A 25,090-nucleotide genomic window follows, 5' to 3' on the forward strand; every position below is an offset into this window, starting at 1 on the left:
GCCCCACGAGCACCGGGAGGAACCATGAAGTACATGCTGCTGGTCTGCGGCGACGACACCGCCGACGCCACGGGCATGGCGCCCGTCGAGCCCTGGGTGGAGGAACTGGGCGACCGTGGAGTGCGCCTGCACGGCCACCGGCTGCGACTGCCGTCCGAGGCCGTCACCGTACGGGTGCGCGGCGGCGAGGTGCTGCGCACCGACGGTCCGTTCGCGGAGACCAAGGAGTACGTCGCCGGCTTCGACATCCTCGAGTGCCACAGCATGGAGGAGGCGATCGAGGCGGCCGCGAAGCACCCCGTGGCGACCATCGGGGCCATGGAGGTGCGCCCCTTCTGGGAGGACGAGGACGCCGAGGGCGAGATCCGCCGGCTCGACGCTGAGCTCACCCTCGCCGTCCGTGACCGGGACATCGAGCGGGCGCTGGCATGTTACGCGCCGGACGTCGAGGTGTTCCACCCCATGAGCGGTCTGGAGCAGCAAGGGATCGACGCCTTCCGCAAGTCCCAGGAATGGTGGTTCTCCACCGTGACCGGGCCTGTGGACCGCGAGGTGCTGGAGTTCCGGGTCCGGGTGGACGAGAGCGTCGCGTTCAGCCACGCGCTCGTTCGGATGCGGGCCACGCTCACCACGGGCGAGCCGCTGGACAGCACCGTGCGGGTGACCACCGGCTACCGGCTCGTGGCCGATCGGTGGCTGATCGTCCACCAGCACATGTCAGTCCCGTTCGACGCCGGAATCGAGGAGGACCGATCATGAAGTACGTGCTGTTCATCTGCACCCCCGTCGGCGGCGAGGAACTCAGCCCCGATGAGATCGCCGCCGACCCGCGCTTCACCGCGTACATCGACGAGGTACGCAGCCGGGACATCGTGAAGGGCGGGGCCCGGCTGCGGCCGTCGACCGACGCCACCACCGTGCGCGTCCAGGGCGACGAAGTCCTGCTCAGCGACGGGCCGTTCATCGAGTCCAAGGAGTACGTCGCCGGCTTCGACATCATCGACGTCGCCGACCTCGACGAGGCCATCGCACTCGCCGCGCGGCACCCCGCCGCCCTCGGTGGCGGCTCGGTGGAGGTGCGGCCGGTCTGGGAGTGAACGAGGAACCTGTGGCATGTGAGGAACCTGTGGCATGTGACGTCGAGGCGGCGGTCGCCGCCGCCTTCCGCAAGGAGTGGGGTCAGGTCGTCGCCACCTTGATCCGGGTGACCGGCGACTGGGACCTCGCCGAGGAGTGCGCGCAGGACGCCTTCGCCCAGGCTCTCGACCGGTGGCGGCGCGACGGAGTGCCGCGCCGCCCCGGCGCCTGGCTCACCACGACCGCCCGCAACCGCGCCCTGGACGTGCTGCGCCGGGAGGCGGCGGGGGCGGCGAAACTCAGGGAGGTGGCGGTGCTCGCCCGCAACGAGGGGCCGTACGACCCGGAGCACGACGGCGACGACAGCGGCGTCGAGGACGACCGGCTGCGGCTGATCTTCACCTGCTGCCACCCCGCGCTCCCCATCGAGGGCCGGGTCGCGCTGACGCTGCGCACGCTCGGCGGCCTGACCACGCCCGAGATCGCCCGCGCTTTCCTCGTGCCCGAGGCGACCATGGCCCAGCGACTGGTGCGGGCCAAGCGGAAGATCCGCAACGCCGGCATCCCGTACCGGGTGCCACCTGCTCATCTGCTGCCCGAGCGCACGACCGGCGTCCTGGGCGTGATCTACCTGCTCTTCAACGAGGGGTACGCCGCCACGTCCGGCACCGATCTGATGCGCGCGAACCTCTGCGCCGAGGCCGTGCGCCTCGCCCGCCTGCTGGCCCGCCTCATGCCCGACGAGCCCGAGGTGCCCGGCCTGCTCGCGCTCCTGCTGCTGCACGACGCCCGCCGCGACACCCGAGTGGACGCGGCGGGAGAGCTGGTGACCCTGGAGGACCAGGACCGTACGGCCTGGGACCGGGCGGAGATCGACGAGGGCACCGCCCTGCTGGAGGGCGCCCTGCGCCGCGGCCGCCCCGGCCCGTACCAGATCCAGGCGGCCATCGCGGCCTGCCACACCACGGCGGCCACGGCCGCCGACACCGACTGGGCCGACATCGCGGCGCTCTACGGCGAGCTGGCCCGCCATGTGCCGTCCGCCGTGGTCCGGCTCAACCGCGCCGTCGCGGTGGGCATGGCCGAAGGCCCGGAAGCCGGACTGACCCTGGTGACGGAACTGGAACGGGAAGGCGACCTCGCCGACTACCACTTGCTGCCCGCCACCCGCGCCGACCTGCTGCGCCGCCTGGGGCGCCTCCCTCAGGCCGCCGAGGCGTACGAGCGGGCGCTGGAGCTGGTGGAGAACAACGCGGAACGGCGGTTCCTCGAAAAGCGGCTCTCGGAATGTCGATCGGCGTAGGGGCCGTTCGTCGGTGGGGTGCCCGCACCTCAACCACAGCGGAGGCCCCGATGACCGCCTTCACGCTCAGGCACCGCACCCGCAAGCTGCGGAAGACCTTCGCCCGGTGGCTTCCCGCGCACCGGAGGCCGACCCGCCGTTCACCCGGCGGCCCGGACGACCGCATGCCGCAGACACCGTCCCGCGACGGACCCGGCACCCCGGACGTCTGGCTCGCGGGCGTGCGCCTGGGAGGCTGACCGATGACCGCCGTCAACGGCCGGAGCAACCCCCGGATCAGGTCGAACCCGTACACCACTTCTCAGGACGCACCCGAGAGCCGACCCGCTTCGCGGTGCCACGAAGCAAGAGCGGCGCTACGGAAAGCCGGGCGGGATGCGGCGTGGATGGAAAGTGAGGGCTAGTGTGGAAAAACACTTTTTACCTGATTTATACATAATTAGGGCAAACCCTGACCTGTGAGTGAGCAGGAGGTGTCGTGGCTGCTGAAGATGCCAGGCCTGGGAGCCACGTCGAGCGGCCGAAGCCGGTGGAGCTCAGCTTCGTGGCGGCTTCTGAGGAAGCACCCTGGGACGCGGAGACGCTGACGCTGGCACTTCAGCAGACGACCGCGTGCCTGGGCGGCCTGGGCGGCCTGGTACACCGGTGCGGTTCCGCCGACGGCCGACTGCACCTGGCGGCGGCCGGCGGCCTTGCCCCGGGGAGCATCGAGGCGTGGGCGGATCTGCGCAGTGAGCAGGACGTGGCACCCGCAATGGCCGTGCGGCGTGGCGCCTTCGTCTGGGTGACCGGTGACACTTTGGGGGTCGGGGCGGCCGGCACGGCGGCGGTGCCCATGCAGGGCGCCGATGGGCCGGTAGGCGCGCTGTCGGTGCTCACAACAGGGGCCGCTGAGCCGGAAGACGTGCAGCGGTCCTTTCTGTGTTCGGTGGCCGCATGGACCGCTGCGCGGTTGGAGGGCTTGTCGGGCACGCCACCGGGCCTTTGTCCGGCGACCGGCGGTGAGCAGACGGTCCGGATGGGCGAACTGACCGCGGCGCTCGCCGAGGCCCTCACGGCCAAGGACGTAGTGGAAGCCGTCGCGAGGCACATCCTGGCTCCCCTCGGTGCCGACGGGCTGGGGATCGAAGCACTCGAAGGCAACCGTCTGCGACTCGTCGGCGTCGTCGGACACCCACCGGCATTCGCACGCCGATACGGCGATCGCCCGCTGTCATCCCATTCCGTGGTTGGCGACGTGCTCCGCACGCGTACTCCCGCCTTCATCGGATCGATCAACGAGTTCCAACGGCGCTATCCGCACATGGCGAACGTGGCGATCGCGTCGTCGAAGAACGCGTGGGCGTTCCTGCCTCTGATCGCCTCCGGGCGCACCATGGGCTGCTGTGTCCTCTCCTTCGGCCGACCGCGCTCCTTCAGCGGCGAGGAACGCACATTGCTGACGGCGCTCAGCGGTCTGGTCGGCCAGGCACTGGAGCGGGCCCGTTTGTACGACGTGGAACACTCCCGCGCGCAGGGACTGCAACGTGATCTGCTGCCCCGGGAGCTGCCGTGCCTACCCGCTGTCCGCGCGGCCGCGCGCTACCTGCCGGCAGGCCGTGGCGAAGAGGTGGGCGGTGACTGGTATGACGTGATCCAGCTGTCCGCCGACCGGGTCGCCATGGTGATAGGCGACGTGATGGGGCACGGAATCACCGAAGCAGTAACCATGGGCCGGCTGCGCACAGCCGTCCGGACCCTCGCCGACCTGGAACTGCCTCCGGACGAGCTGCTCAGCCGCCTCAACGACATCGTCCACGACCTCGGCGAGGACTCCTACGCCACCTGCCTGTATTCCGTGTTCGACCCCGTCAGCCGGATCTGCTCGCTGTCCCTCGCCGGTCATCCCCCGCCGATGATCGTGCGTCCCGATGGCACAGTCCACCGCCCGGACCTGGCCACCGACCCTCCGCTGGGCGCCGCCGACCCGCCCTTCGCCCTGCACGAGCTGCACCTGCCACAACCGAGTCTTGTGGTGTTCTGCACCGATGGGCTGGTCGAAGCCGCCACCGGGGACGTCGACCAGGGACTGGCCCAGCTCCAGCAGACTCTGGTTCGGGCCGTGGCCCGCACGTCATACTTCTCGGCCGGAGACCGGGACAACGGCACCGGACATCTTGACGACCTGTGCGACCTGATCCTCTCGGCGCTGCTGCCCGACCGTGAGCAGACCGACGACGACGCGGTCCTGCTCATCGCCCACACCAGGCCCACCGCCGTGGGTGACGTCGCCACGTACAGCCTTCCCCAGGATCCCCGGGCAGCCGGACAGGCCCGCGAACACGTCCGCAGACAACTGGCCGTCTGGGGACTGGACGACCTCGTCATCACCACCGAACTCCTGGCCAGCGAACTCGTCGGAAACGTCGTCCGGCACGCGAAGGGCCCCATACGCCTCCGCCTGCTGCGCAGCCGGTCGCTGATCTGCGAGGTTTACGACGGCAGCCTCACGACCCCGCGCATCCGGCGCGCCACATACACCGACGAGGGCGGCCGGGGGCTGCAGCTGGTGGCCGCCCTCTCCGATCGCTGGGGCGCCCGCTACCTAAGTGACGGCAAATGCATCTGGGCCGAGCAGCACCTCCCGGACCGGACTGGGGCAGGGGCACTTGGGCGTGCGTGTGACGTTGCGCAGACGGTGCACACGGCGTCGCATGCATGACCGGTGGGCAACGGACCGCTGGGGTGCTTCCCTGCCCGTCGAGCGCCTCCCGCCATGGCGCCGGCTGCTGGAGGAAAGTGCCGTGCCGATGGACTGCTCAACTCGGCGACGTCGGCGGCTCGCTGCGCCAGTGGCGCCCCCTTGACAGGTATCGCCGCCCGGCGCCACCGGCTCAGCGGCGGCACGGCCCGCTAGTGCGCGCGACTACTGCACGAGGAGTGCGGCGAACAACTCCGGGTCGCCGTCGCCGCCGACGGTGTCCCAGCCGCGGCTGACGGGTGTGCCGTCGGGCAGGACGTCCGAGGTACGCAGGCCGTTCCCGGCCCCGGCGCCGCACGGTGAGTCCAGGCGGAACCCTTCGCGGAAGGGCAGGCTCGAGCGTTCGATGAGCCAGCCGCCTGCGGTGACCCGGCCCACCGACACCTCGCAGTCCAGGAGGTCCTGCGCGGTGCGCGGGTCGGCCTTGGCGACGATGTCGGGCAGTACGGCAGCCTCGACCAGCGGATGTGGGCGGGCTCGGGCGTACGCGAACGTGTCGTCGACGCGCACCAGCAGGCCGCGTCGGCCGCTGGATTGGTCGCGCAGGCACAGAGCGCCTGTTGCGGCGGGGGCGCCTCGTGGATCGCGGTGCCAGTGCTCCAGGTAGGGCAGGAGACGGCCGCGCTCGACGAGCGTGCCGTTCTCCATGTGCAGCCAGCCGGTGTCCGGGCAGCCCGTGGACGGTTCGAGATCCATGATCCGGCCCCAGGTGAAGCAGGCCGGGTCGGCCGGGTCGTGGGCGAGCCGGCCCGCGAACGCCTGCTGGCCGGCCATCCAGATCAGTTGGCGAGGCGTCAGGTCGCGTAGGCAGTGCGTGCCGGTGAAGTCCGGGCGGTTTGCGGGTTGCCGCAGGTCCGCGTACCAGCTCCGGCCCTGGACCCAGGTGACGTCGGTGTTCGTGTCGCGCAGGCCGTCCGTCCACAGCATCAGTGAACGGCGCCACGTACCGACCAGCTCCGCCATCGCGGGGCGGCGCGCCGTGCGGGGTACGGGGTCAGGCCAGCCCGTCTGCGGGCGTGGCAGGTCCGCCATTGCCGTCCCCTCACCCACCGGAACGGTGCTTGGCCCTGGCCAGCAGCGTGATCAGGTCGAACAGGACGGTCGCGGCGGCAATAGAGGTGATCTCGCCGTGGTCGTAGGCGGGGGCCACCTCGACCACATCGCCGCCGACCAGGTTCAGGCCGGTCAGGCCGCGCAACACGCGGAGAAGTTCTCTGCTGCTCAGCCCGCCTGCCTCCGGCGTTCCGGTACCAGGGGCGAATGCGGGATCGAGGACGTCGATGTCGACCGACAGATAGACCGGGAGGCTGTCGACCCGCTCCACGATGGCCTGCGTGGTGCCGGGGATACCGAGGACGTCCACGTCGTCGGCCCGGATGGTGCGGAAGCCGAAGCGCTTGTCATCGTCCAGATCGCCGCGCTGGTACAGCGGACCTCGGATGCCGACGTGGATGGAGTGGTCCTCGATCAGCAGGCCCTCCTCGAACGCACGGCGGAACACCGTGCCGTGTGTGGTCGGAGCGTTGAAGTAGGTGTCCCAGGTGTCCAGATGGGCGTCGAAGTGGACCAGGGCGACCGGCCCGTGCTCCCGGGCCATGGCGCGTAGCATCGGCAGAGCGATCGTGTGGTCGCCGCCGATCGCAAGCGTGGCACGGCCGCCTGCCACCACCTCGCCGGCGTGCCCCGTGATCTGCGCCAAGGCCTCATCGATGGAGAACGGGGTGACCGGCACGTCGCCCGCGTCGACGACCTGGATCTCCTCGAAGGGTGACACTCCGAGTTCGACATGGTGGCCGGGGCGCAGGTGCCGGGATGCCTGGCGGACGGCCATCGGGCCGAACCGCGCGCCCGGCCGGTACGACGTGCCGGCGTCGAAGGGCACGCCGAGTACGGCCACGTCGTAGTCGCCCACCTGGGCGATCTCCGGGAGTCGGGCGAACGTGTGGGCACCGGCGAACCGGGGCACCGTCGTACCGTTCACCGGCCCGATCGGGCCACCACGTTGCTCGGTCAAGGCAATGCTCCTATGGGACGAACCGTTCATGCGCGGGCTCTGGTGGTGCCGCCGTTGGGTTGCAGGACCTGCCCGGCGAAGGCGGCGCCGCCGACCGAGGCCAGGAAAGACACCGCCGCGGCGATGTCTTCCGGATCGGCGAGCCGGCCCGCGGGGATGAGCGCGCGGTACCGGTCCCGTATCTCTTCGAGGGTCCGCCCCGCGTCCTCGGCGTCCACCCGGAGCTGTTCGGTGTCGACATAGGCCGGGGCGATGGCGTTGACATGTATCCCCTGCGGGCCCAGCTCGCGGGCCAGCCCCTTGGTCAGCGCGATCAGCCCGGCCTTGGACGCGGCGTAGGACGTGGCGTTGGGGTAACCGGTGATGCCCCACTCGGAGGCGATGATCACGATCCGGCCGTGGCCCAGGGCGCGCATGCCGGGCAGGACGGCCTGGACCGTCCGGAAGTGCCCCGAGAGGTTCACCTCGATCTGGTGCCACCAGACGTCCGGGTCCTGCTCGAGGAAGGGGCCCATCGCCATGGCCGCCGCGTTGGCGACCAGGACGCCGACATGCCCGGCTCGGGCCTCCACCATGGCCGCCATCTCCGTCACTGCCGCAGGGTCGGCGATGTCGGCCGGCGCGGCGATACCGCCGATCCGGGCGGCCAGGTCTGTCAGGCGGCCGTCGTCGGCGAGGTCGTTGACCGCGACGGTGTATCCGTCGGCGGCCAACCGTACCGCGGTGGCACGGCCGATCCCCTGGGCGGCACCGGTGACCAGGGCGACGTCGGGACGGTTGTCCGCGGCCATGGTCAGATCACCGCCCCGGAGTTGGGCGAGAGCACTTCCCCGCAGTAGACACCGCGGGAGGTGGCGAGGTAGCACACGGTTTCGGCCACCTCCATGGGAGTGGCGAGTCGGCCCAGTGGGAGAGTGCTCAGGTATTCCGGGGCACGCCACGGGGAGTTCTGGGCCAGCAGGGGGGTGTCCGTGGGACCGGGAGCCACGACGTTGACCTCGACCCCGGTGCCGGCCACTTCCACGGCCAGCGACCGGGCGAATCCGATCACCGCCCCCTTGGCCGCCACGTAATGCAGGTCCTCGCTGCCGCCACCGAGCGCCAGCTCGGAAGAGATCGCGACGATGGCGCCCTGCCCGGCGTCCAGCATGTACGGCAGGACGGCGGCGGCGGTGTTCACCGTGCCACCGAGGAGCACGGCGAGCATCCGGTTCCACTGCGGCACGGTGATGGCAGTGGCCTCGACGCCGTCCTCGTAGAACCCGGCGGCGGTGACCGCCAGGTCGATCCTTCCGAATCGATCCACGACCTCCGCCACCGCGCCGGCGACCGCCTGCCTGTCCGACACATCGACAGTGAGGGAGAGATCGGCGTCCGACGGTTTGAGGTCTATGCCGGCGGTGCGTCGGCCGCTGCTGCGCAGCAACTCCACGCACGCCGCCCCGATTCCGCCGGCGGCCCCGGTGATCAGGGCGACCTCGGCACCAGCTGCCACGTCACGATCAGGCATGCTCGCTCACCGGGACGGGCGACTCGACCGCCGAGGACTCCTCCAGTCGGCCGGAGCGGGAGACCCACCAGCACAGCACGGCGCCCACCAGGCCGAGCACCGCCGTCATGATGATCAGGCCCCAGTCCAGGTACCAGACTCCGTTGACCGCGCGCGGCCAGGCGATGTTGACCGTTTCCAGCACGATCCACACCGCTGCTGCGTAGGTGACAGGCGCCCCCCACCGACCGAGCGAGACGGGGCCCGGCTGCCACCGGCCGCGCAGCCGCACGTACGCCGCTGCGACCACCGGCAGGCCGTACGACAGGTAGAACCCGGCGCTGGCAAAGGTCAGCAACAGCGAATACAGGTGCGATGCGCTGATCAGCTGCAGCCCCGCCGCGACCAGGGCCGTCAGAACGATCGCGGCGACGGGCAGCTGCTGGCGCGCTGACAGCCTGCCCAGCACCCGTGCGCCCGGCATGGACCGGTCTCGGGCACTGGCCCAGATGCCGCGGGTCACCGCGGTCTGCACGGCCATGAAACTGGCCGTGAAGCCCATGGCCAGAAGCGCGAGCAGGACCCGGCCGGTGGCGGAGCCCAGCCGGGCCTGCAGCGTGCCCGCGATCGGATCGGACACCGTACCGGACATCACCGCGGTCAAGTCCGGGACGGACATCAGGATGCCGAAGCTGGCGTACATCACCAGCAGACCCACGGCCAGCAGCGACAAGGTCATCGCCTTGGGCAGCACCCGCCGCGAGTCCTTGACTTCCTCCGCGATCGACCCCGCCGACTCGAAGCCGACGAACGACCAGCCGACGATCGCCGCGACGCCCAGGAACGGCCCCGTCAGCCACGACATGCCGTGACCGGTACCCGCGGTGCTGAACAGGGAGGACAGCGACTGACTGTGCTCGCCGAACAGCAATACCGTGCCCATGACCAGCGTGGCCACCACCTCGCAGGCCAGACTGATGTACAGCAGCGCCTTGAGGATGCCTCCACTGCTCATGTTGGCCGCCGAGGCGAAGACCACGACACCGATCGCCAGCAGGGTCTGCGCGGTCTGCCCCGACAGCCCCAGCGCACCGGCGAGATACAGCGACGCCGAGTAGGCCAGGGCGGCGAGCGCCAGCGTCAGGCCCCACATGTACGCCCAGTTGGTGAACCAGCCGAATCGAGGGCCGATCAGCTGCCGGGCCCACTGGTAGACGCTCCCCTGCATCGGCCAGCGCGAGACGAGTTCGCCGAACACTCCGGTCACCAGCAGCTGGCCGGCGAGCACGACGGGGAACGCCCACCAGAAGGCGGGCCCGGCCATGGTCAGGCCGAGGGCGAAAACCCCATACAGGCCTACGATCGGCGAGAGGTCCGAGACGGACAGGGCGAAGGCGGACCAGAGCGTGAACTTCTTCTCCAGCTCCGCCGGTCTGCCGGCTGGGGGCCGGGTGACCACCCCGCTGTTGTCGGTGAGCATGAGTCATTCAGTCCTTCAGGCAAGGGCGACACGACGGCCGCGAGTGGTGTCCGTGGCAGTGCGGCAGGCGCCCTTGCCTGCACGTGGTGGAGAACGAATCAGGACCGGGGAACCCAGTAGGCACCCTCCGGCATCCGCGGCTGCGGACAGGTCCGGGCGGCCAGGTTCAGCGACGCGGTGTGGCGGGCGACCTCGGCGAGGGTGGTGACCCACAGACCGGGAAGCGACATCATCCGTTCCAGAAGCCGTTCCAGTGCCTCGGCGCGCGCCGGCCTGCCGGACAGGAAGGGGTGACAGGTGAGCACGAAGCACGCGCCGAGCCGGTGCATCGCCTCCAGCGCCAGCGTCCACATCTCCAGCGCCTTGGCGGGGCTCTCGATCACCCCGGACCCGATCAGCCCGGGCAGGAAGGCGTATTGCTCCCAGTCGTCGAGTTCCCATGAGACAGGGATCTCGATGAGGCTGCGCTCCGGCCCCTTGTCCTCCTTGTCATCGACCGCAAGCCGGTAAGGCTGGTCGGAGTCCATCAGACTGGAGTCGTAGAGGAATCCCCGCTCCTCCAGCAAGCCGGGCGTGTGGTAGTTGAGCTCCCACATGGGCGCGCGATATCCGACCGGCCGCACGCCGGCCACCTCCTGCAGTGCCTTCAACCCGAGGTCGAGCATGTCAGCCTCGGTCTTCGGGTCCATGCCGATGGTGTTCTCATGGAAATAGCTGTGGTGGGCCACCTCATGCCCCGCCTCGGCAATCGACCGCACTACCTGCGGATAGCGGTGCGCGGTGTATCCCGGCACGAAAAACGTGGCCTTGACGTTGTGTCGCTGCAGAATCCCCAGAATTCTGGGCACGCCCACGAGCGGCCCGTAGGACTGGTGGCTCATCGGGCTCATACGGCTTGCCGATGACGGGTCGATACTCAACACGGCGGCCTCGGCGTCCAAGTCGAAAGTGAGGCACGCGGCCGCCGTGACGCCCGAGGGCCACCGGATGGGACCTGGTGGGGTGAGGTGCTGGGGGAACGCCTCGTGCGCGGTCATGCATACCTCCTCGCCGGTCGCTGCTTCACCGGTCACTGGGAGGAAGGTTGCCGAACCAGCCGCCGCACGGCCATCCGACTGTGGCGCAACACTCGCCGACCTGCTGATACCCGGGTATGAAAACGCCCCAGAACAACACAGAATTTACACAGGTTTACATACGACTCATGGAACGGCTAATCCTCCCCGGTAAAGTCCGTGCAGAGTTCCGTTTGCATACGGAGGACGCTGTGGCCATCACCGTGCAGGAGTTGTTGGAGATTCCGCATCTCCAGCTGAGGCTCCTGGCCGGGAGTGGGGGCGTGAAGCGGGAGATCGCCTGGGTGCACACCTCGGATCTGCCCAATCCGTGGCAATGGCAAGGCTCCGGAGAACTGCTCCTCACCAACGGCCCCAATCTCGGCTCGGACACCCGCAGTCAGCTCGCTTTCATCGACCGGCTGGTTGAAGCCGGAACGAGCGGACTGGCCGTCGGGACCGGCACGCCAGGACAGTCCCTGACCCGAGCCGCCAGCCGCCGGGCCGACCAGATCCCACTGCCCGTCCTTTCCGTTCCCTACAGCGTGCCGTTCACAACCGTCGTACGCGCGGTCGCCGACGCCAATCAGCGGGAGGAGGCCCGGGCGGTCGCCCAGGTCGCACGCCTCTACGACCTGCTGCGTGCCTCGGTCGCCAGCGGCCTTCCCCGTCAGGAGATGTTCCGCAGGCTCGGTCGCGAGCTCGGCGTGCGGCTGTACCTGATCGATCCCGAGACCGGTCTATCGCTTCTGGACGACGGGGAAGAGACCTCGTTCGCCGACGCGCTCGTCGCCGGCTTCCAGGCGCACGGCAGGGCGATACCCGGCGTCCTGCGGCTGTCCCGGGGCGGTCCCCACACCGCGGGCACCGGGGCAACTGCGCTGGCCGTCGCCGTGCCCGCTGACACGCCCGCCGCCCTGGTCGCCGAACCCCTGCAGCGGCGTTTTCCCGGTCTCGTCCTGCTCCAGCACGTCGCAACCGTCAGCGCGCTGGAACTCGCCCAGCTCGCAGCAGAACGGGAACGCCGCCGCCGGCTCGGAGCCGACCTGCTCGGGCAACTCCTCGATCACCGGCTCGATCCCCGGGTCGCCGAACGGCAACTGGCCGAAACCGACGTGGACCTCGCCGACAGCGTCCTGGTGACCACCCCGGCGTCCACCGACAGCACCGTGGACACCGTCCACCGAGGGTTGGCCCAGCGCCGCATCCCGCACTTGCTACTGCGCCGCGAGGACATCCTGCACATCGTCTTCGCCGACGAACCGGCCCCTCTGGACCGGATGCTCGGACTGCTCGACAGCGCCCAACCGATCGGCGTCAGCGACCGCATCGCATCCGCCGAACGCGTCCCCGAAGCCCTCCAGCAAGCCCGGTGGGCGCTCGGCGCCGCCGAGGCCGAGGGCAAGCGCATGATCCGCTTCGGCGACGAGACGGCGCTGCTGTTGCCCCGCACCCCGACCGAAGCCCGAGCCGTGGCCTCACGCATCCTCGCTCCGCTGATCAGCCACGACAGCCAGCACGGTACCGGCTACCTCCTCACCCTACGCGTCATGTTGCGGCAGAACAGGTCGTGGCGGATGGCCGCGGATGAGCTGCACATCCACAAGCAGACACTCGGCTACCGGCTCCGTAAGATCGAACAGCTCACCGGGCGGGGCCTGACCCGGACCGACCACATCGCGGAACTGTGGTTCGCGATGCGGGCCCACGACCTGGTGAACGGCAAGGCCGACACAGGTACCGCACGCGAGACACGCTCTGAGCTGCCCTGAATTTCGTAGACACGGAGCGACGCCGGTCAGGTCCCGCCCCGTGTCGCCGCTGCAAGTGAGTCCACCGACATTGGAGACGGCGTTCAGCAGATCCCGCGCCTGATGGGGATTGGCCACCAGGCGCGGGGCCTTGCGTGGCCCTGCTGGATCATGCAGGTCGATCAGCGGATGTGGAACACGGCTATGGCCGGCCACTCCGCCTGATCGCAGGACGTCGAGGTCCTGGACATTCGAGTGCGACGCCCGGCTATCGCTCGATCGCCTTCTGCGCAAGCAGGGTCAGCATGGCGTCGTCGGCGTAGGCCCCGTTCCATACCGCGGTGAATCGCTCGATCTTGCCCCATGGGTCGAGTTCGATTCCCGTGATGCCCCGGGGAACCGGGCTGTTGGCCGCTGTCCATTCGTACCCTCCTCCCACGTCGTTGCCGAGCACGTGCCGTACGGCGGTGCCGGAACCCAGGTACGGCAACACCGAGCCGGCCTTGGTCAGGTAGGTCTGGATGCTCGCCTTACTGGTGATCTGGATGTGCGCCGGCACGTCTTCGAAGACGGCATCGGATGAGAACAGATCCATCGCGGCTGCGATGTCCCGCTTCCGCAGAGCTTCCGCAAGGCTGGAGGCGACGCGGCGCATCAACGGTGAGGCGGTTCCTCCGACCGTGGACTCCCGGAAGTCGGTCGGCCACTGGTTCGGCGGCTCCTGCTCCTTCTGCCAACTGGACACGCCGAACTGCCTGGAGTCCCAGTAGTCGACCCAACGCTCGATCTTTCCCTGGCGGTTGAAGTTGACCGCGCCCGCGTTGCGCACCTGGCCTGGGCCGAACATGCCGGGGGTGTCGGTGAAGAAGAGGATCGCGCTCGTCGTGTCCCCCAGGATCCGGGTGGGATACGACTTACTGTCCTTCGGCCACTTGGGGTAGAACGTCGCGAGTCCGTCGTGCAGGTCCTGCCAGGTGTACCAGTGCCACCCGAGGATCGCGTCGATGTAGGTGGTCTGCCGGTGCGAGAAGTAGGACGACTGCCACGCGAGGTTGCGGTCGCTCTTCGCCTGGTAGTAGCCGCGTATGTGCGCGACGAGGGCAGGAGTGGCGTGGGAGGCGTCAGGAATGACGTCGACCCCCTCGACGTACTGGGAGCCCCCGCGTCCCCGGGTGTCCGCCCACGCGCTGGGGGCAGGAAGCAGCGACGCCGCGGCGGCTGCCGTCCCTCCGAGTGCCGCGGCTCGCAGTAGTTGACGCCGTGTCGAACTTCCGGTGAGTCCCATGTCTTGGTTCATCGCAGACCTCGATTCGTTCTGGGTTTGTAGTGGGGTGCAGCGTTCGCGCAGTCGCTGTGCGACGACTTCGCTGCCTTCGTGGCGGGCGCTTTGGGGATGTCACGTGCTCCTGGTCGTGGCCCCCGGATCGGATAGAGGCGACAGGGCCTTTGCCGCGGCGTGAGATCGCCTGGCGTTGCCGCTTCATCCCGACGGTTCGGTCGTGACCGTCGGCTGAATGGCACGGCGGTCACCGGGCGGGGAGGGCGGATCCCGCGCCCCGCGAGGTAGATATGACACCATAACTATGGGATCACAACCTTTCTGAAGGAGTGACAGCCTCGCCCCAAGCGGGCGGCGGGGACAGTCGGTTCAGTCGGTCGGTGTGCGGATATCGCCGTGGCCGTGCCGGGGGCGGACGAGGACGATCAGGGCCAGAGCGGCCAGGGCCGCCGCCACGAGCATGACCAGGGCCATTGGCAGCGAACTGGTCTCGCCGAAGAGCCCCACCACCGGCGAGGCGATCGCGCCGAAGAGGAACTGCAGCCCTCCCAGCAGGGCGGACGCCGCTCCGGGCGTGGCGCGGCCGAGGTTCTGACCGAGGGTCATGGTGGCCGGAATGAGCATGCCGATCCCGCACAGGACCACGAACAGGCAGATCCAGCTCGCGGCGAAGCCGTCGCCCAGAGCCATGGTGAGAAGCACTTCGGCGAGGGTTCCCGCGAGGCACACGGCGACCGCAGCGGTCAGCAGGGTGTTCACCCGTATTCGGTGAGTCAGTCTGCTGAAGACGGCGCCGGCCAGGAGCATGCCGATCGCGTTCACGGCGAAGATGAGCGAGTACAGGGCGGGCGAGGCGCCGTGGATGCGCTCGAAGACGAAGCTGGAGCCGCTGATGTAGGAGAACAGTGCTGCCGAGGCCAGGCCCAGCACCAGGGCGCAGCCCATGAAGCTTCGGTTGCTCGTCAGACGTCCCATCGCGTGGAACGTGCCGGCGAGGCCGCCGCTGTGGCGGCGCTCCGGTGGAAGGGATTCGGGCACCATCACCAGCACCGCGAGGAGCAGGAGGACCCCGATCAGACAGAGCGCGCCGAAGACGGACCGCCAGGTGAAGACGGACAGGATCGCCGCGCCGATGACGGGAGCGGCGACGGGGGCCACGCTCATGATCTGGGAGAGCAGAGCGAAATGGCGGGGCACCTCCGGGCCGTGGAAGCGATCGGTGATCACCGCACGCGCGAGCACCATGCCGGCGGCTCCGACGATGCCCAGCAGAAAACGCGCGGCAATGAGCGCGCCGATGCCGGGCGCGAACGCGCAGACCAGCGCGACGGCGGCGAATCCGGCACATCCGCCGATCAGCAGTCTCCGCCGGCCGAGGCTGTCGCTGACGGGCCCGATGACGAGCTGGCCGACGACCACACCGGCCAGGAAGGCCGTGAGCGTCAACTGGACGGCCGAACTGCTGGTGTGCAACGTGCGGCTCATCGCCGGGAAGCCGGGTACATACATGTCGATGGCGAGCGGTCCCACTGCCGTCAGGCAGGCGAGAACCGTGAGCAGGCCCCTTGCGCGCCCGGCTGTCTGAAGCAGTGTCATGTCTGGTCACTCCGCTTCCACTCCCCGCCCCGAACCTGTCCCGCCGGGACGAGCCGGTGTTCACGGGCGTAGCCCACCAGCGACAAGCGCAACTTCCGGCGCCCCCGGTGCAGCCGGGACAGCACCGTGCCGACCGGGGTCCGCATGATGTCCGCGATCTCCCGAACGGCGAAGCCCTCGACGTACGCGAGATACACGGCGATCCGGAAGTCCTCGGGGAGGGCCTGCATGGCCGCTTTCACGTCCGCGTCGGGCAGGTGGTCGAGGGCCTCCGACTCGGCGGAGCGCAGGCCGGTCGAGGCGTGCGACTCGGCGCGGGCCAGCTGCCAGTCCTCGATCTCGGCCGTGCCGTCGTACTGCGGGCGGCTCCGCTGCCGGCGGCGGGAGTTGAGGAAGGTGGTCGTGAGGATGCGGTAGAGCCATGCCTTGAGATTCGTGCCCTCGCGGTACTGGTCGAACGAGGCGTAGGCCCTGGCGTACGTCTCCTGGACCAGGTCCTCTGCATCGGCCGGACGGCCGGTCATGCGCAGGGCGGTCGAGTAGATCCGGTCGAGGAACGTCAGGGCCGGTTCGAAGCGGGCTTGCAGCTTCGCTTCGGACTCCGTGTGCCCACGTCGTACGCGGTCGCCGGAGTCCTCGGGTGTCGGCACCGGGTCTGTTCGGGCGGTGCGGTAACGGGAGCGGGGTCCGACGGTCCCCCCGCCAGCGGACGGCTCCCTGTCGTCGTCAGCGGGGTGCGTCTTGGTCGTCCCGCTCGCCGCGGGCGCGAGCGTCGCGCCCGGGTGGGCCCCGACGCTGGGTTCGGTTGTGGTCATGGTGCCTCCTGCAGGATGCGGTGACGGCCGGATCTCAGCCGTCATGAGGGAAGCGTTGGCGACGACTCGTCCGCGCGTCTTCGCGGTCGGACGTTCACGCCGAGGGGCTTACGGTGCCCGTTGGTCGAGCGGCAGCTCGGACACGTGTCCGGCCGGCGCGAGACACGGCGGTACGTGGTGCAGGGCGATGACGACGGTGGTGTCGCGCCGGCCCGCGAGGATGCCGAGTACGTGCTGGGCGGTCCGGTCGTCCAGGCCCGTGGTCGGTTCGTCGACGATCAGTACGTGGGGGTGAAGGGCGAGGGCCCGGCCCAGGTAGACCCGGCGGAGCTCACCGCCCGAGAGCTGCCTTCCGCCGGGGCCGACGGGGGTTGTGGCGGTCAGTCCGCTGTCGTTCAGCCGCAGTTCAGCGAGGCGTTCGTCGATCTCGTCATCGGTCAGGGTGGGGTCGGCGAGGCGCCAGTTGGATGCGAGGGTGCCGGTGAAGAGGTAGTCGTCGGCGGCGACGGCCACGACGGGCGGACGGCCATCATGGCCGTCGGTCGATTGCCGGAGCGACGAGGCGAGGGTGCGGAGCAGGGTGCTCTTGCCGCTGCCGGAGCGGCCGGTGACGACGAGCATCGTGCCTCGGGCGACGGTGGCGCCAAGGACGCGCCCCGGCCGGAGGGCCATCGGCGGGAGGGGGTAGTCGGCGAAGCCGATGCCCTGCTCGGTGGACCAGGACCGTATCGCCGCAGCGGTGGGGTCGCTCGCGGCGAGCGGCACGCTTGTCGTGAGCCTGCGGTGTGCGGCCTTCGCGGTGGCTCGGGCTTCGGCGGCGGCCGCCAGCTGTTCGGCCTGGGCCAGCACGCCGAGAGACAACAGGACGACGAACACGAACGTGGCGGCATCCGGTGCGCTGCCGGTGGCGGCGGTGGCCGTCAGCGTGGCCGTGCCGATCAGACCGCTGGTCAGCTTGGTCCGGTGCCTGCGCCGACCGGCCGCTTCCCGCGCGGTGTCGAGTCGGGTGAACCTCGACGTCGTACGCGCCGCGAGCTGCTCGGCGGCACCGAGCGATGCCATCTCCGTCCATGCGTCGACGGCAGTGACGAGCTCGGCGCGCAGCGCCTTGCGGGTGTTCTGCTCGGCTTCGCGGGCGGTGCCGGGCGTACGGTGGGCGATCACCGCCATGATGACGACACCGGCCGCGAGTACGGCTGCCGGCGCGACGGACATGGCCGCCACTACGGCGAGGACGGCACCGATGGTCAGTACGGCGGTGACGGCGACGGGGGTCGTGGACTCGATCAGCGCCATCCCCGCGCTGTCGGCATCGGCCATGCTCCGGTCGAGCAGTTCGCCGGACCACAGGCGGTCCGCCTGTGCCCGGTCGGTGGCCGCGGCACGGTCGAAGAGACCGGCCCGAGCGGTGGCGATCCGGCGCAGGGCGGCCGCATGCAGCACCAGACGCTTGCCGTAGTTCCCGGCGACGCGGGCCATGGCGAAGGCACGCACACCGCCGCTGGGTGCGATGTAGGAGAACGAGCTGAAGGTGGCCGCCCCGGCGACGGCGCAGGCGCTGATGAACCAGCCCGACAGACCGAGCAGTCCGGCGGAGGACAGTTCGGCGACGACGGCGAGCGTCAGTCCCCCGGCCGCGAGGGATCGCGCCCGCCGGTCACGACGGAGGTTCGGGTGATGGCTGCTGCTCATCGCGCGTTCACCGGCCTCGCGTCGTGCAGCAGGCCGTCGTCGATCGCGAGCACGGTGTCGGCAGCGGCGGCCAGCGGGAAGGAGTGGGTGGCGATGATGACGGTGCAGCCGTCGGTGGCTCGCCGTAGGGCCTCGACGACTTCGCGTTCGCTGTCCGCGTCGAGGTGGGCGGTCGGCTCGTCGAGCAACCAGAGCCTGGCTCCGCGCAGAAAGGCGCGGGCGATGGCGATCCGACGGGCTTCACCGGTCGACACGCCCCAACCGCCCTCACCGAGCCGGGTGTTCAGGCCCTCGGGGAGGCGCTCGATCACGGTGTTCAGCCCGGCGGCGTCGACGGCCCGCCGTATCTGCTGCTCGGTGGCGTCCGGGCGGCCGAGGCGGATGTTGTCGAGGACGGTCGCGTCGAGCAGCACCGTTTGTTGTCCGACCCAGGCGCATCCGCCGAGGGTCGGAGCCTGCCGCATGGACGAGGTCTGCCACCGGACCGCGCCGACCGATGGCAGACGCAGACCGGCGATCAACGACAGCAGCGTGCTCTTTCCGGAACCAGAGGCACCGGTGATGGCGGTCCAGGTGCCCGGTGCGAACTCGGCGTCGGCGTTGATGGTGTCGTTGTCGGCGCCGTCGTAGCGAAACCGGACTGCTGTCAGCGACACACCGAGCGGCTCGGTCAACTGCGGACCGGCTGCCTGGGGCACCTCGGCGGGCGTGTCCTTGACGATGTCCCGGATGGCGCCGGCCGCGATCATGGCGCGTTCCCGCTGATGGAAGGCGGAGGCCCTGGCGCGCATGGGAGCGAAGTGCATCGGACACACGAGCAGCACCAGCAAGCCGGTGAACAGGTCGATCCCTGGTGCGTGCGGCACCTGCACGTAGCCGAGCAGCGACAGGCCGATGTAGGTGGCGTTCACCGCGATGGAGAACGTGATGACGACGTCCATGATCATCCCGGACAGGAAGGCCCGGCGCAGCACGCTCATCGTCGCCTTGTTCAGCCGCTCGGCGGCCGTGGTCAGGGTTCGTCCGCGCCGACCGACCGCGCCGAGCTCGCGCAGTGTCCGCATACCGCGGAAGCTGTCGAGGACGACAGCGTTCAGGTGCCGGGTCGCGGCCAGTTGCCGGTCCGCGCCGTGCTGGGCGAACAGTCCGGCCAGGCGCATGTTCAGGGGCAGCAGCGCGGTGGTCAGGACGAGCACGATCGCAGCCGGCCAGTGCACGGCGGCCGTGACCGCCGGCACGGCGAGCATGGACAGTGGTGCCGACCAGCTGAGGGGCGCGGCCTGCGCGTGGTAGGCGGCGACGTCGTCGGCCAGATCGACCATCGCCCAGGCAGCCTCGGCCGGGCCGGTCTCGCTGATCCGCCCGGCGGTCGGCAGCAGAGCGCCCGTCAGCTGCTGTCGCAGGCCGTTGGCGACGGCACGCGCGCCCCGCTCGGCGAGTGTGCCCGCCGTCCAGCCGGCGCCCGCAGCCAGCACGCTCGTGACGGCGAAGGCCGCAAGGCCCCACGTCTCGGGCGCCGCGGCCCGGTCCATCACCCGCTGGGCCGTCCATGCCAGGGCGCCCCAGCGGGTGATGGTGAACAGCGTCTCCAGCGTCTGAAGGGTGCCCGACAGGCCGAACCAGTGCCGTCCCGGCGCGGCGCACGCAGTGAGCCACGCGTCGTCGTCCTGCCGCTTCCCGACGGCGTCGAGCTCACTCGTCTCGTACATCTCATTCGTCGTCATGAGGGCGCCGTTCGTCGACGATCCACGCGATGCCACCGGTCAGAGCGATGGCGATCATTCCCAGGGTGGTCAGCAACTGCGAGTGGATCTGCCGGTAACCACCGAACATCCCCTGGCAGACGAAGTAGGCGAGCAAGCCCAGCACGGTCCAGACGACCGCGGCGAGCAGACGTAGCACGAGACGGACCGACGAGGGCAGAGACGACGTGCGACCGGGGCTTGGCGTGGTCATGAGTGTGCTCCTGTGGCAAGAGCCGGAGGTTCTTCGGCGTGGGCCCCGGCGTCGAGCTTCCCCATGAAGGCCCGGTGGGCGAACAGGTTGTAAGCCAGCACCAGCGGCATGTTCAGCCCGATGCCGACGAGGATGAAGACCATGGTGGCGTGGGGTCCGGCCGCGCTGTCGACGGTGAGGTCCGGGGGTATGAGCACCGGGTATCGGGCAACGCCCAGGGCCAGTAGGACCGACACCGTCGCGACGACGAGCCCGCCGAGGGGCAGGGCATCCGCCATCAGCGACCGCTGGTTTCGCGGGAAGGTGACGAGTGAGGTGGCCGCGCCCCCGACGGCGAACAGCAGCAGCCACGCGAACGCGAAGGCCCGTGCCGGACTGTGCAGGTTCAGCGGTGCGTCGGTGGCGTCCACGGCGAAGAGGAGCGCAATGAGCAGCACTCCGGCGACCGCGGTGGCGACCGTACCCCGTCGTGCCGCCGACTCTCGCAGCAGCCGCGACGACTTGTGCTTGGTGTAGGCGTAGCCGAGGGCGGTGTACGTGGCCGTGACGGTGAGCCCCGACAGCACGCAGAACCAGCTGAAGGCCCCGAAGGCCGACCCGGTGTACACGTCACCCCGCAGGTGTACCGCTGAGGTCAGCGTCCCCAGGGCGAAGCCCTGCCCGAACGAGGCCAGCAGCGAGGCCACGCCGAAGGCGGTCGTCCAGCGGGGAGCCGGCGGCGCCTGGGAGGCCATCTCGACGCTCACGCCGCGCACGATGAGGGAGAAGAGCACCACGGTCACCGGCAGGTAGGCGTGCGGCAGGATCGTGCCGAAGGCCAGGGGGAAGCCCGCCCACAGCGCGACGCCGAGCAGGATGAGCCAGGTCTCGTTGCCGTCCCAGCCCACGGCGACCGACTCGAGCATGTGCCGCCGGTGCGCGGGGTCGCGTTCGAAGAGGGTGGCCACGCCGACGCCGAGGTCGTAGCCGTCCAGCACGACGTACATCAGAAGGCAGACGAGTACGGTCGCCGACCAGAGGGTGGTGGTCATCGCGCTGCCACCTCCCGGGAGCCGAGCGGTACGGGAAGCTCCAGCGGTACGCCGTCCTCGGCGAAGCCGGTGTCCGGCAGGTCCTCCGGTGGAGGTGCATGTCGTGGATCGTCGCGTTCCGGGCCGATGCGCATGGTGCGGACGATGTAGGCGATGTAGGCCACCAGCATGATCAGGTAGAGCACGGAGAAGCCGATCACCGAGAACAGGACTTCGCCGGGTGCCAGGTGGGACACCGCGGCCGAGGTGCGGAGTTGCCCGAACACGATCCACGGCTGCCGCCCCGCCTCGGCGGTGACCCAGCCCCCGAGGATGGCCAGGATCCCTGCCGGGGTCGTCCAGAGGACGAACTTGTGGAAGCGCGGCGCGGTCCACAGGCGGTTGCGCATGCGCAGGACCGTGGCGGCGAACGCCGTGCCGAACATCAGCACGGCCGCCAGGAACATGACGCGGAAGCCCCAGAAGGTCGCGGCCATGTCCGGCCGGTCGGCTGCCGGGGTGAGCTTCAGGCCGGGCATGGGCGTCTTGCAGGTGAGGTCCTTGGCGATGTAACTGCCGAGGCAGGGAATGTCGAGCTCGGCGATGTTCCGCGCGGCTTGCTGGTCCGGGATGGAGAACAGGACGAAGCCGGTGTCGCCGTTGTCCCAGTTGCCTTCGATCGCCTCCAACTTGGAGAGCTGATAGGGCAGTTCATGTCCGGCCACACTGTCGCCGAGGTAGAGCTGGACGGGCATCAGCAGCGCGGCGATCCCGAGCGCGATCGACATCGAGCGGCGGGCGAAGCCCTTCGCGCGCCCCTTGACCAGGTACCAGGCCGAGATCCCGGCGACGAAGAAGCTCGCCGAGATCAGCACGGCGGCCAGCATGTGCGGCCAGCGCCAGATGAAGGACGGGTTGAAGATGACGCGCATCCAGTCCGTTGGCTCGAATTGACCGTGGACGACCTTGAATCCGGCGGGCGTCTGCATCCACGAGTTCGCCGCGATGATCCACGTGGACGACAGGATGGTGCCCATCGACACCATCACGGTGGACACGAACATCGTGCCCTTGCGGACGCGGCCGTCGCCGTAGAGGAGGACGCCGATGAAGCCGGCCTCGACGAAGAAGGCGGTCACGACCTCCATGCCGATGATCGGACCGATGATCGGGCCCGTCTTGGCGCCGTACACGCCCCAGTTGAGACCCATCTGGAAGGTGATGACGGCGCCGGCGACGACGCCGATCGCGAAGCCGACGGCGAAGATGCGCCGCCAGAACCGGAACATCTGCAGGTAGACCGCCCTGCCGGTACGCCAGTACAGGCCGTAGACGACCGACAGGAAGATCGACAGGCCGACGGTGATCGCCGGGAAGGTCATGTGGAACATGACGGTGATGGCGAACTGCCATCGCGACAAGTCGAGAAGACTCATCACTGCTCCCTTTCGTAAGGGGCGGGTTCAGGCGTCGACGGCCGGAGTGGCGGCCGGCGCGGCGGCGGTGAAGCGCGGCAGGGCGGCCGCGCCGATCGCGAGGAGGGCGACGATGCCCATGTGCACGTACTCGACTCCGGCGAAGGCGTGCGAGACGCCGTGCGGTGCGAGGCTGATGTAGAGGGTGCCGAGCGTGGCCACCCCGAGGGCGAGTCCGCTCTGCTGCAGAGTGATCAGCGCGCCGCTTCCGATGCCGCCCAGGTGGGCGGGGACGTCGGCGAGCACGCTGCGGAACAGGCCGGCGAACAGCATCGACTGCCCGGCCCCGGCCAGGGCGAGCGGTACGGCCATGGCCCACAGGCTGACGTGCGGCCACTTCACGAGCAGGACCGCCACCAGGGAGACCAGTCCGGCGAGTTGGACGACGGCGCCGGCTGACAGCGCCGCCCTGCCGAATCGGCCGATGAGCCGCGGCGCGAACAGCGAGCCGGCGAAGAACAGCAGGGCCATCGGAAGTATCGCCAGACCGCCGTGCAGGGCGTCGGCATGCAGGCCGTTCTGGACGGTGAGGGCGAAGACGAACATGAACGCGCCGAAGCCGATGCTGAAGGCGAACACCATGACCAGGCCGCGGGACATCGACGGCAGGCGCAGCAGGGACGGCGGCAGCAGCGGGACCTGTCCGCGCTGCTCGGTGCGCTTCTCCACGACGTACGTGACGGCACCGAGCACGACCGCGGCGGCAAGCAGCAGCCAGGTCCACCAGGGCCAGCCCAGGGAGTGGCCCTCGGTCAGCGGGACCAGCAGGGCGGTCAGGGTGGCGGCGAACAGCACGGTGCCGGGCAGGTCGATGCCGACGGGGTGGTGCGAGCGGGTGGCGGGCACGATCCGGGCCGCCACGATCAGCACCACCACGCCGATGGGCACGTTGACCAGGAAGATCGGCCGCCAGGAGGTGCCGGCGATGTCGGCGCTGACCAGCAGGCCGCCCACCAGTTGCCCGACCACGGCGGCGATGCCGGATGTGGCCCCGTACATCGCCACGGCACGGGACTTGCGTTCCCCTTCGAGGACCTGGTGGAAGGTCGCCAGCACCTGGGGGATCAGCAGGGCGGCGGTGGCGCCCTGGACGATGCGGGCGGCGATCAGCGCACCCACGCTCGGGGCGACACCGCAGGCCAGCGAGGCCAGTACGAAGCCCACGAGCGCGCCGAGGAAGACGCGGCGGCGGCCGTAGCGGTCGCCCAGCCGGCCGCCGAGGACCAGCAGGGTCGCGTACGCCACGCCATACCCCGCGATCACCAGCTCCAGCGAGGACGCGGAGGCGTGCAGGGAAGCGTCGATGCTGGGCAGGGCCACGTTGGTGATGAAGAAGTCCATGATCGGCAGGAATGCGCCCGCCAGCAGGATGAACACTCCGGCCGGGTGCAGCCCGCCCGCGCGGGCCGTGGCATGGGGCGAAAGCGCGGTCGCCTCTGCCCGTGAGGAGGTGGTTGTCGTCATGACAGCTCCAGGAGAACGAAGATTATGCCCTCATAACTATGAGGGCATAACGAGTATGCCCTCATAACCAATTGGCGGCAACCCCGTACCCTGGAGCCGTGATGGAGGACCAAGCGCACCCGACAGACCCGACAGCAGGGCCGGACCACGAACAACGGTGGGCCGAACTAGCCGACCTCGTACTGATCATCAGCCGGGAGATCCAGTTCCGTCGCTACACGGACGAGCGGGCTGTCCACCTGTCGCAGTCCGAGGGCATGGTGATGCGCTACCTCAAGCGCGACCCCGCCGCCCCGCCCAGCCGCATCGCGGACGCGACCGGTCTGCAGCGCACCAACCTGTCCACCGTCCTGCGCGGGCTCGAACAGAAGGGCTTCATCGAGCGGCGCGCCCACTCGGGCGATGGTCGCGGGGTGACGGTCCACTCCACCGAGCGCGGACGCAGCAACACCACCCTCGTCCGGCAGGAATGGGCCGCGACCATCTCCGAAGCCGCCGACCACGACACCGAACACCTCGACGCCGCCCTCACCCTGCTCAGGGCCGTGGAGAACGGACTGACCAGGACACGACCACAGAACCGTGCCTCAGGTCCGGCGACCCAACGCTGACCTCCACAAACGTTGTTGCCCCCGGTAGACCTTGCGGCGCCCGGAAGTCCCCTCACGCGTTTCGGGTCGTTGCTCCCCAGCGCCATCGGCTCCAGGCGCCCGGTGCAGGCAGGGCTCAGGTGCTCTCGGAGACCATGCGGGGCGGGCCGACGATCCAGTCGCTCCAGACAGCCGTCGGACGAAGCAAAGCTAGTGCCGCATCAGAGAACCTTTGCCCTGTTGTGATGTGACACGCCGTTCGGGTACTGGCCCGGACGGCGCGGTGTCGCCAGGCTGTCCGGGT

22 protein-coding genes are annotated in these 25,090 nt (G+C 69.7%); 7 read left to right on the forward strand and 15 right to left on the reverse strand.

Features of this window, described 5'->3' with window-relative positions:
* Nucleotides 1-24: 24 nt before the first annotated feature.
* The 5 genes from ABT009_RS29075 to ABT009_RS29095 all read left to right on the forward strand — a co-directional run bounded on the left by ABT009_RS29075 (nt 25) and on the right by ABT009_RS29095 (nt 5,081).
* On the forward strand, nt 25-759 hold the full coding sequence (locus ABT009_RS29075) for a nuclear transport factor 2 family protein (RefSeq protein ID WP_351301178.1): 735 nt from the start codon (nt 25-27) through the stop codon (nt 757-759).
* On the forward strand, nt 756-1,097 hold the full coding sequence (locus tag ABT009_RS29080; RefSeq protein ID WP_351301181.1) for a YciI family protein: 342 nt from the start codon (nt 756-758) through the stop codon (nt 1,095-1,097). The genes ABT009_RS29075 and ABT009_RS29080 overlap by 4 nt, the downstream gene beginning before the upstream one ends.
* Before the next feature lie 29 nt (nt 1,098-1,126).
* Complete coding sequence (locus ABT009_RS29085) at nt 1,127-2,380, forward strand: RNA polymerase sigma factor (RefSeq protein ID WP_351301184.1); 1,254 nt, start codon at nt 1,127-1,129, stop codon at nt 2,378-2,380.
* Nucleotides 2,381-2,430: 50 nt separating this feature from the next.
* Nucleotides 2,431-2,619, forward strand: coding sequence for a hypothetical protein (locus ABT009_RS29090; protein WP_351301187.1), 189 nt, complete (start codon nt 2,431-2,433; stop codon nt 2,617-2,619).
* Between the two features lie 239 nt (nt 2,620-2,858).
* A complete protein-coding gene (locus ABT009_RS29095; RefSeq protein ID WP_351301190.1) occupies nt 2,859-5,081 on the forward strand; it encodes an ATP-binding SpoIIE family protein phosphatase in 2,223 nt (740 codons plus the stop codon).
* Between the two features lie 204 nt (nt 5,082-5,285).
* Here the strand turns inward: ABT009_RS29095 and ABT009_RS29100 are convergent, their stop codons facing one another.
* From ABT009_RS29100 to ABT009_RS29125, 6 genes are all read right to left on the reverse strand, one after another.
* On the reverse strand, nt 5,286-6,152 hold the full coding sequence (locus ABT009_RS29100; protein ID WP_351301193.1) for a hypothetical protein: 867 nt from the start codon (nt 6,150-6,152) through the stop codon (nt 5,286-5,288).
* Nucleotides 6,153-6,162: 10 nt separating this feature from the next.
* Entirely contained in the window at nt 6,163-7,164 is a 1,002-nt protein-coding gene (gene speB / locus ABT009_RS29105) for an agmatinase (RefSeq protein ID WP_502989980.1), read from the reverse strand.
* Entirely contained in the window at nt 7,161-7,925 is a 765-nt protein-coding gene (locus ABT009_RS29110; RefSeq protein WP_351301199.1) for an SDR family NAD(P)-dependent oxidoreductase, read from the reverse strand. The genes speB and ABT009_RS29110 overlap by 4 nt, the downstream gene beginning before the upstream one ends.
* A gap of 2 nt (nt 7,926-7,927) precedes the next feature.
* Nucleotides 7,928-8,644, reverse strand: coding sequence for an SDR family NAD(P)-dependent oxidoreductase (locus ABT009_RS29115; RefSeq protein WP_351301201.1), 717 nt, complete (start codon nt 8,642-8,644; stop codon nt 7,928-7,930).
* Nucleotides 8,637-10,103, reverse strand: coding sequence for an APC family permease (locus ABT009_RS29120; protein WP_351301204.1), 1,467 nt, complete (start codon nt 10,101-10,103; stop codon nt 8,637-8,639). Before ABT009_RS29120 ends, ABT009_RS29115 begins: the two co-directional genes overlap by 8 nt.
* Before the next feature lie 98 nt (nt 10,104-10,201).
* Nucleotides 10,202-11,044 carry a polysaccharide deacetylase family protein gene (locus ABT009_RS29125; protein WP_351301207.1) on the reverse strand — a complete coding sequence of 281 codons (843 nt, stop codon included), beginning with the start codon at nt 11,042-11,044 and terminating at the stop codon, nt 10,202-10,204.
* 326 nt (nt 11,045-11,370) lie between these two features.
* On the opposite strand from ABT009_RS29125, the gene ABT009_RS29130 reads away from it, so the two are divergent.
* Complete coding sequence (locus tag ABT009_RS29130) at nt 11,371-12,930, forward strand: PucR family transcriptional regulator (protein ID WP_351301209.1); 1,560 nt, start codon at nt 11,371-11,373, stop codon at nt 12,928-12,930.
* 247 nt (nt 12,931-13,177) lie between these two features.
* Here ABT009_RS29130 and ABT009_RS29135 read toward each other — a convergent pair whose 3' ends face one another.
* From ABT009_RS29135 to ABT009_RS29175, 9 genes are all read right to left on the reverse strand, one after another.
* Nucleotides 13,178-14,194 (reverse strand): nuclear transport factor 2-like protein, encoded by a 1,017-nt coding sequence (locus ABT009_RS29135; protein ID WP_351301212.1) that lies wholly within the window; start codon nt 14,192-14,194, stop codon nt 13,178-13,180.
* Nucleotides 14,195-14,557: 363 nt separating this feature from the next.
* Nucleotides 14,558-15,784, reverse strand: coding sequence for a multidrug effflux MFS transporter (locus ABT009_RS29140; protein ID WP_351301215.1), 1,227 nt, complete (start codon nt 15,782-15,784; stop codon nt 14,558-14,560).
* Nucleotides 15,781-16,599 (reverse strand): sigma-70 family RNA polymerase sigma factor, encoded by an 819-nt coding sequence (locus ABT009_RS29145; RefSeq protein ID WP_351301218.1) that lies wholly within the window; start codon nt 16,597-16,599, stop codon nt 15,781-15,783. The genes ABT009_RS29140 and ABT009_RS29145 overlap by 4 nt, the downstream gene beginning before the upstream one ends.
* A gap of 108 nt (nt 16,600-16,707) precedes the next feature.
* Complete coding sequence (locus ABT009_RS29150; RefSeq protein ID WP_351301220.1) at nt 16,708-18,291, reverse strand: ATP-binding cassette domain-containing protein; 1,584 nt, start codon at nt 18,289-18,291, stop codon at nt 16,708-16,710.
* Entirely contained in the window at nt 18,288-20,015 is a 1,728-nt protein-coding gene (locus tag ABT009_RS29155; RefSeq protein ID WP_351301222.1) for an ABC transporter ATP-binding protein/permease, read from the reverse strand. The genes ABT009_RS29150 and ABT009_RS29155 overlap by 4 nt, the downstream gene beginning before the upstream one ends.
* The gene (locus tag ABT009_RS29160; protein WP_351301225.1) at nt 20,002-20,247 is read right to left on the reverse strand and encodes a hypothetical protein; all 246 of its coding nucleotides are present in this window, start codon (nt 20,245-20,247) and stop codon (nt 20,002-20,004) included. The genes ABT009_RS29155 and ABT009_RS29160 overlap by 14 nt, the downstream gene beginning before the upstream one ends.
* On the reverse strand, nt 20,244-21,278 hold the full coding sequence (locus ABT009_RS29165; RefSeq protein WP_351301228.1) for a cytochrome d ubiquinol oxidase subunit II: 1,035 nt from the start codon (nt 21,276-21,278) through the stop codon (nt 20,244-20,246). Before ABT009_RS29165 ends, ABT009_RS29160 begins: the two co-directional genes overlap by 4 nt.
* Nucleotides 21,275-22,693: a cytochrome ubiquinol oxidase subunit I gene (locus ABT009_RS29170; RefSeq protein ID WP_351301231.1), complete on the reverse strand. Its 1,419-nt coding sequence runs from the start codon at nt 22,691-22,693 to the stop codon at nt 21,275-21,277. Before ABT009_RS29170 ends, ABT009_RS29165 begins: the two co-directional genes overlap by 4 nt.
* A 27-nt stretch (nt 22,694-22,720) precedes the next feature.
* Nucleotides 22,721-24,196, reverse strand: a complete 1,476-nt coding sequence (locus ABT009_RS29175) for an MFS transporter (protein WP_351301234.1) — start codon at nt 24,194-24,196, stop codon at nt 22,721-22,723.
* 101 nt (nt 24,197-24,297) lie between these two features.
* Here ABT009_RS29175 and ABT009_RS29180 point away from each other — a divergent pair, with 101 nt between their 5' ends.
* Entirely contained in the window at nt 24,298-24,807 is a 510-nt protein-coding gene (locus tag ABT009_RS29180; RefSeq protein ID WP_351301259.1) for a MarR family winged helix-turn-helix transcriptional regulator, read from the forward strand.
* The last annotated feature ends 283 nt before the right edge of the window (nt 24,808-25,090 follow it).

The sequence above is a fragment of the Streptomyces sp. NPDC002896 genome, from assembly GCF_040295225.1.
Lineage (GTDB): Bacteria > Actinomycetota > Actinomycetes > Streptomycetales > Streptomycetaceae > Streptomyces.

Excerpts from the sequence above, each read along its gene's own strand:
- ABT009_RS29075 (WP_351301178.1), top strand. The coding sequence starts at position 25 with ATGAAGTACATGCTGCTGGTCTGCGGCGACGACACCGCCGACGCCACG.
- ABT009_RS29080 (WP_351301181.1), top strand. The coding sequence starts at position 756 with ATGAAGTACGTGCTGTTCATCTGCACCCCCGTCGGCGGCGAGGAACTC.
- ABT009_RS29090 (WP_351301187.1), top strand. The coding sequence starts at position 2,431 with ATGACCGCCTTCACGCTCAGGCACCGCACCCGCAAGCTGCGGAAGACC.
- ABT009_RS29100 (WP_351301193.1), bottom strand. The coding sequence starts at position 6,152 with ATGGCGGACCTGCCACGCCCGCAGACGGGCTGGCCTGACCCCGTACCC.
- speB (WP_502989980.1), bottom strand. The coding sequence starts at position 7,164 with ATGAACGGTTCGTCCCATAGGAGCATTGCCTTGACCGAGCAACGTGGT.
- ABT009_RS29110 (WP_351301199.1), bottom strand. The coding sequence starts at position 7,925 with ATGGCCGCGGACAACCGTCCCGACGTCGCCCTGGTCACCGGTGCCGCC.
- ABT009_RS29115 (WP_351301201.1), bottom strand. The coding sequence starts at position 8,644 with ATGCCTGATCGTGACGTGGCAGCTGGTGCCGAGGTCGCCCTGATCACC.
- ABT009_RS29120 (WP_351301204.1), bottom strand. The coding sequence starts at position 10,103 with ATGCTCACCGACAACAGCGGGGTGGTCACCCGGCCCCCAGCCGGCAGA.
- ABT009_RS29135 (WP_351301212.1), bottom strand. The coding sequence starts at position 14,194 with ATGGGACTCACCGGAAGTTCGACACGGCGTCAACTACTGCGAGCCGCG.
- ABT009_RS29140 (WP_351301215.1), bottom strand. The coding sequence starts at position 15,784 with ATGACACTGCTTCAGACAGCCGGGCGCGCAAGGGGCCTGCTCACGGTT.
- ABT009_RS29145 (WP_351301218.1), bottom strand. The coding sequence starts at position 16,599 with ATGACCACAACCGAACCCAGCGTCGGGGCCCACCCGGGCGCGACGCTC.
- ABT009_RS29150 (WP_351301220.1), bottom strand. The coding sequence starts at position 18,291 with ATGAGCAGCAGCCATCACCCGAACCTCCGTCGTGACCGGCGGGCGCGA.
- ABT009_RS29155 (WP_351301222.1), bottom strand. The coding sequence starts at position 20,015 with ATGACGACGAATGAGATGTACGAGACGAGTGAGCTCGACGCCGTCGGG.
- ABT009_RS29160 (WP_351301225.1), bottom strand. The coding sequence starts at position 20,247 with ATGACCACGCCAAGCCCCGGTCGCACGTCGTCTCTGCCCTCGTCGGTC.
- ABT009_RS29165 (WP_351301228.1), bottom strand. The coding sequence starts at position 21,278 with ATGACCACCACCCTCTGGTCGGCGACCGTACTCGTCTGCCTTCTGATG.
- ABT009_RS29170 (WP_351301231.1), bottom strand. The coding sequence starts at position 22,693 with ATGAGTCTTCTCGACTTGTCGCGATGGCAGTTCGCCATCACCGTCATG.
- ABT009_RS29175 (WP_351301234.1), bottom strand. The coding sequence starts at position 24,196 with ATGACGACAACCACCTCCTCACGGGCAGAGGCGACCGCGCTTTCGCCC.
- ABT009_RS29180 (WP_351301259.1), top strand. The coding sequence starts at position 24,298 with ATGGAGGACCAAGCGCACCCGACAGACCCGACAGCAGGGCCGGACCAC.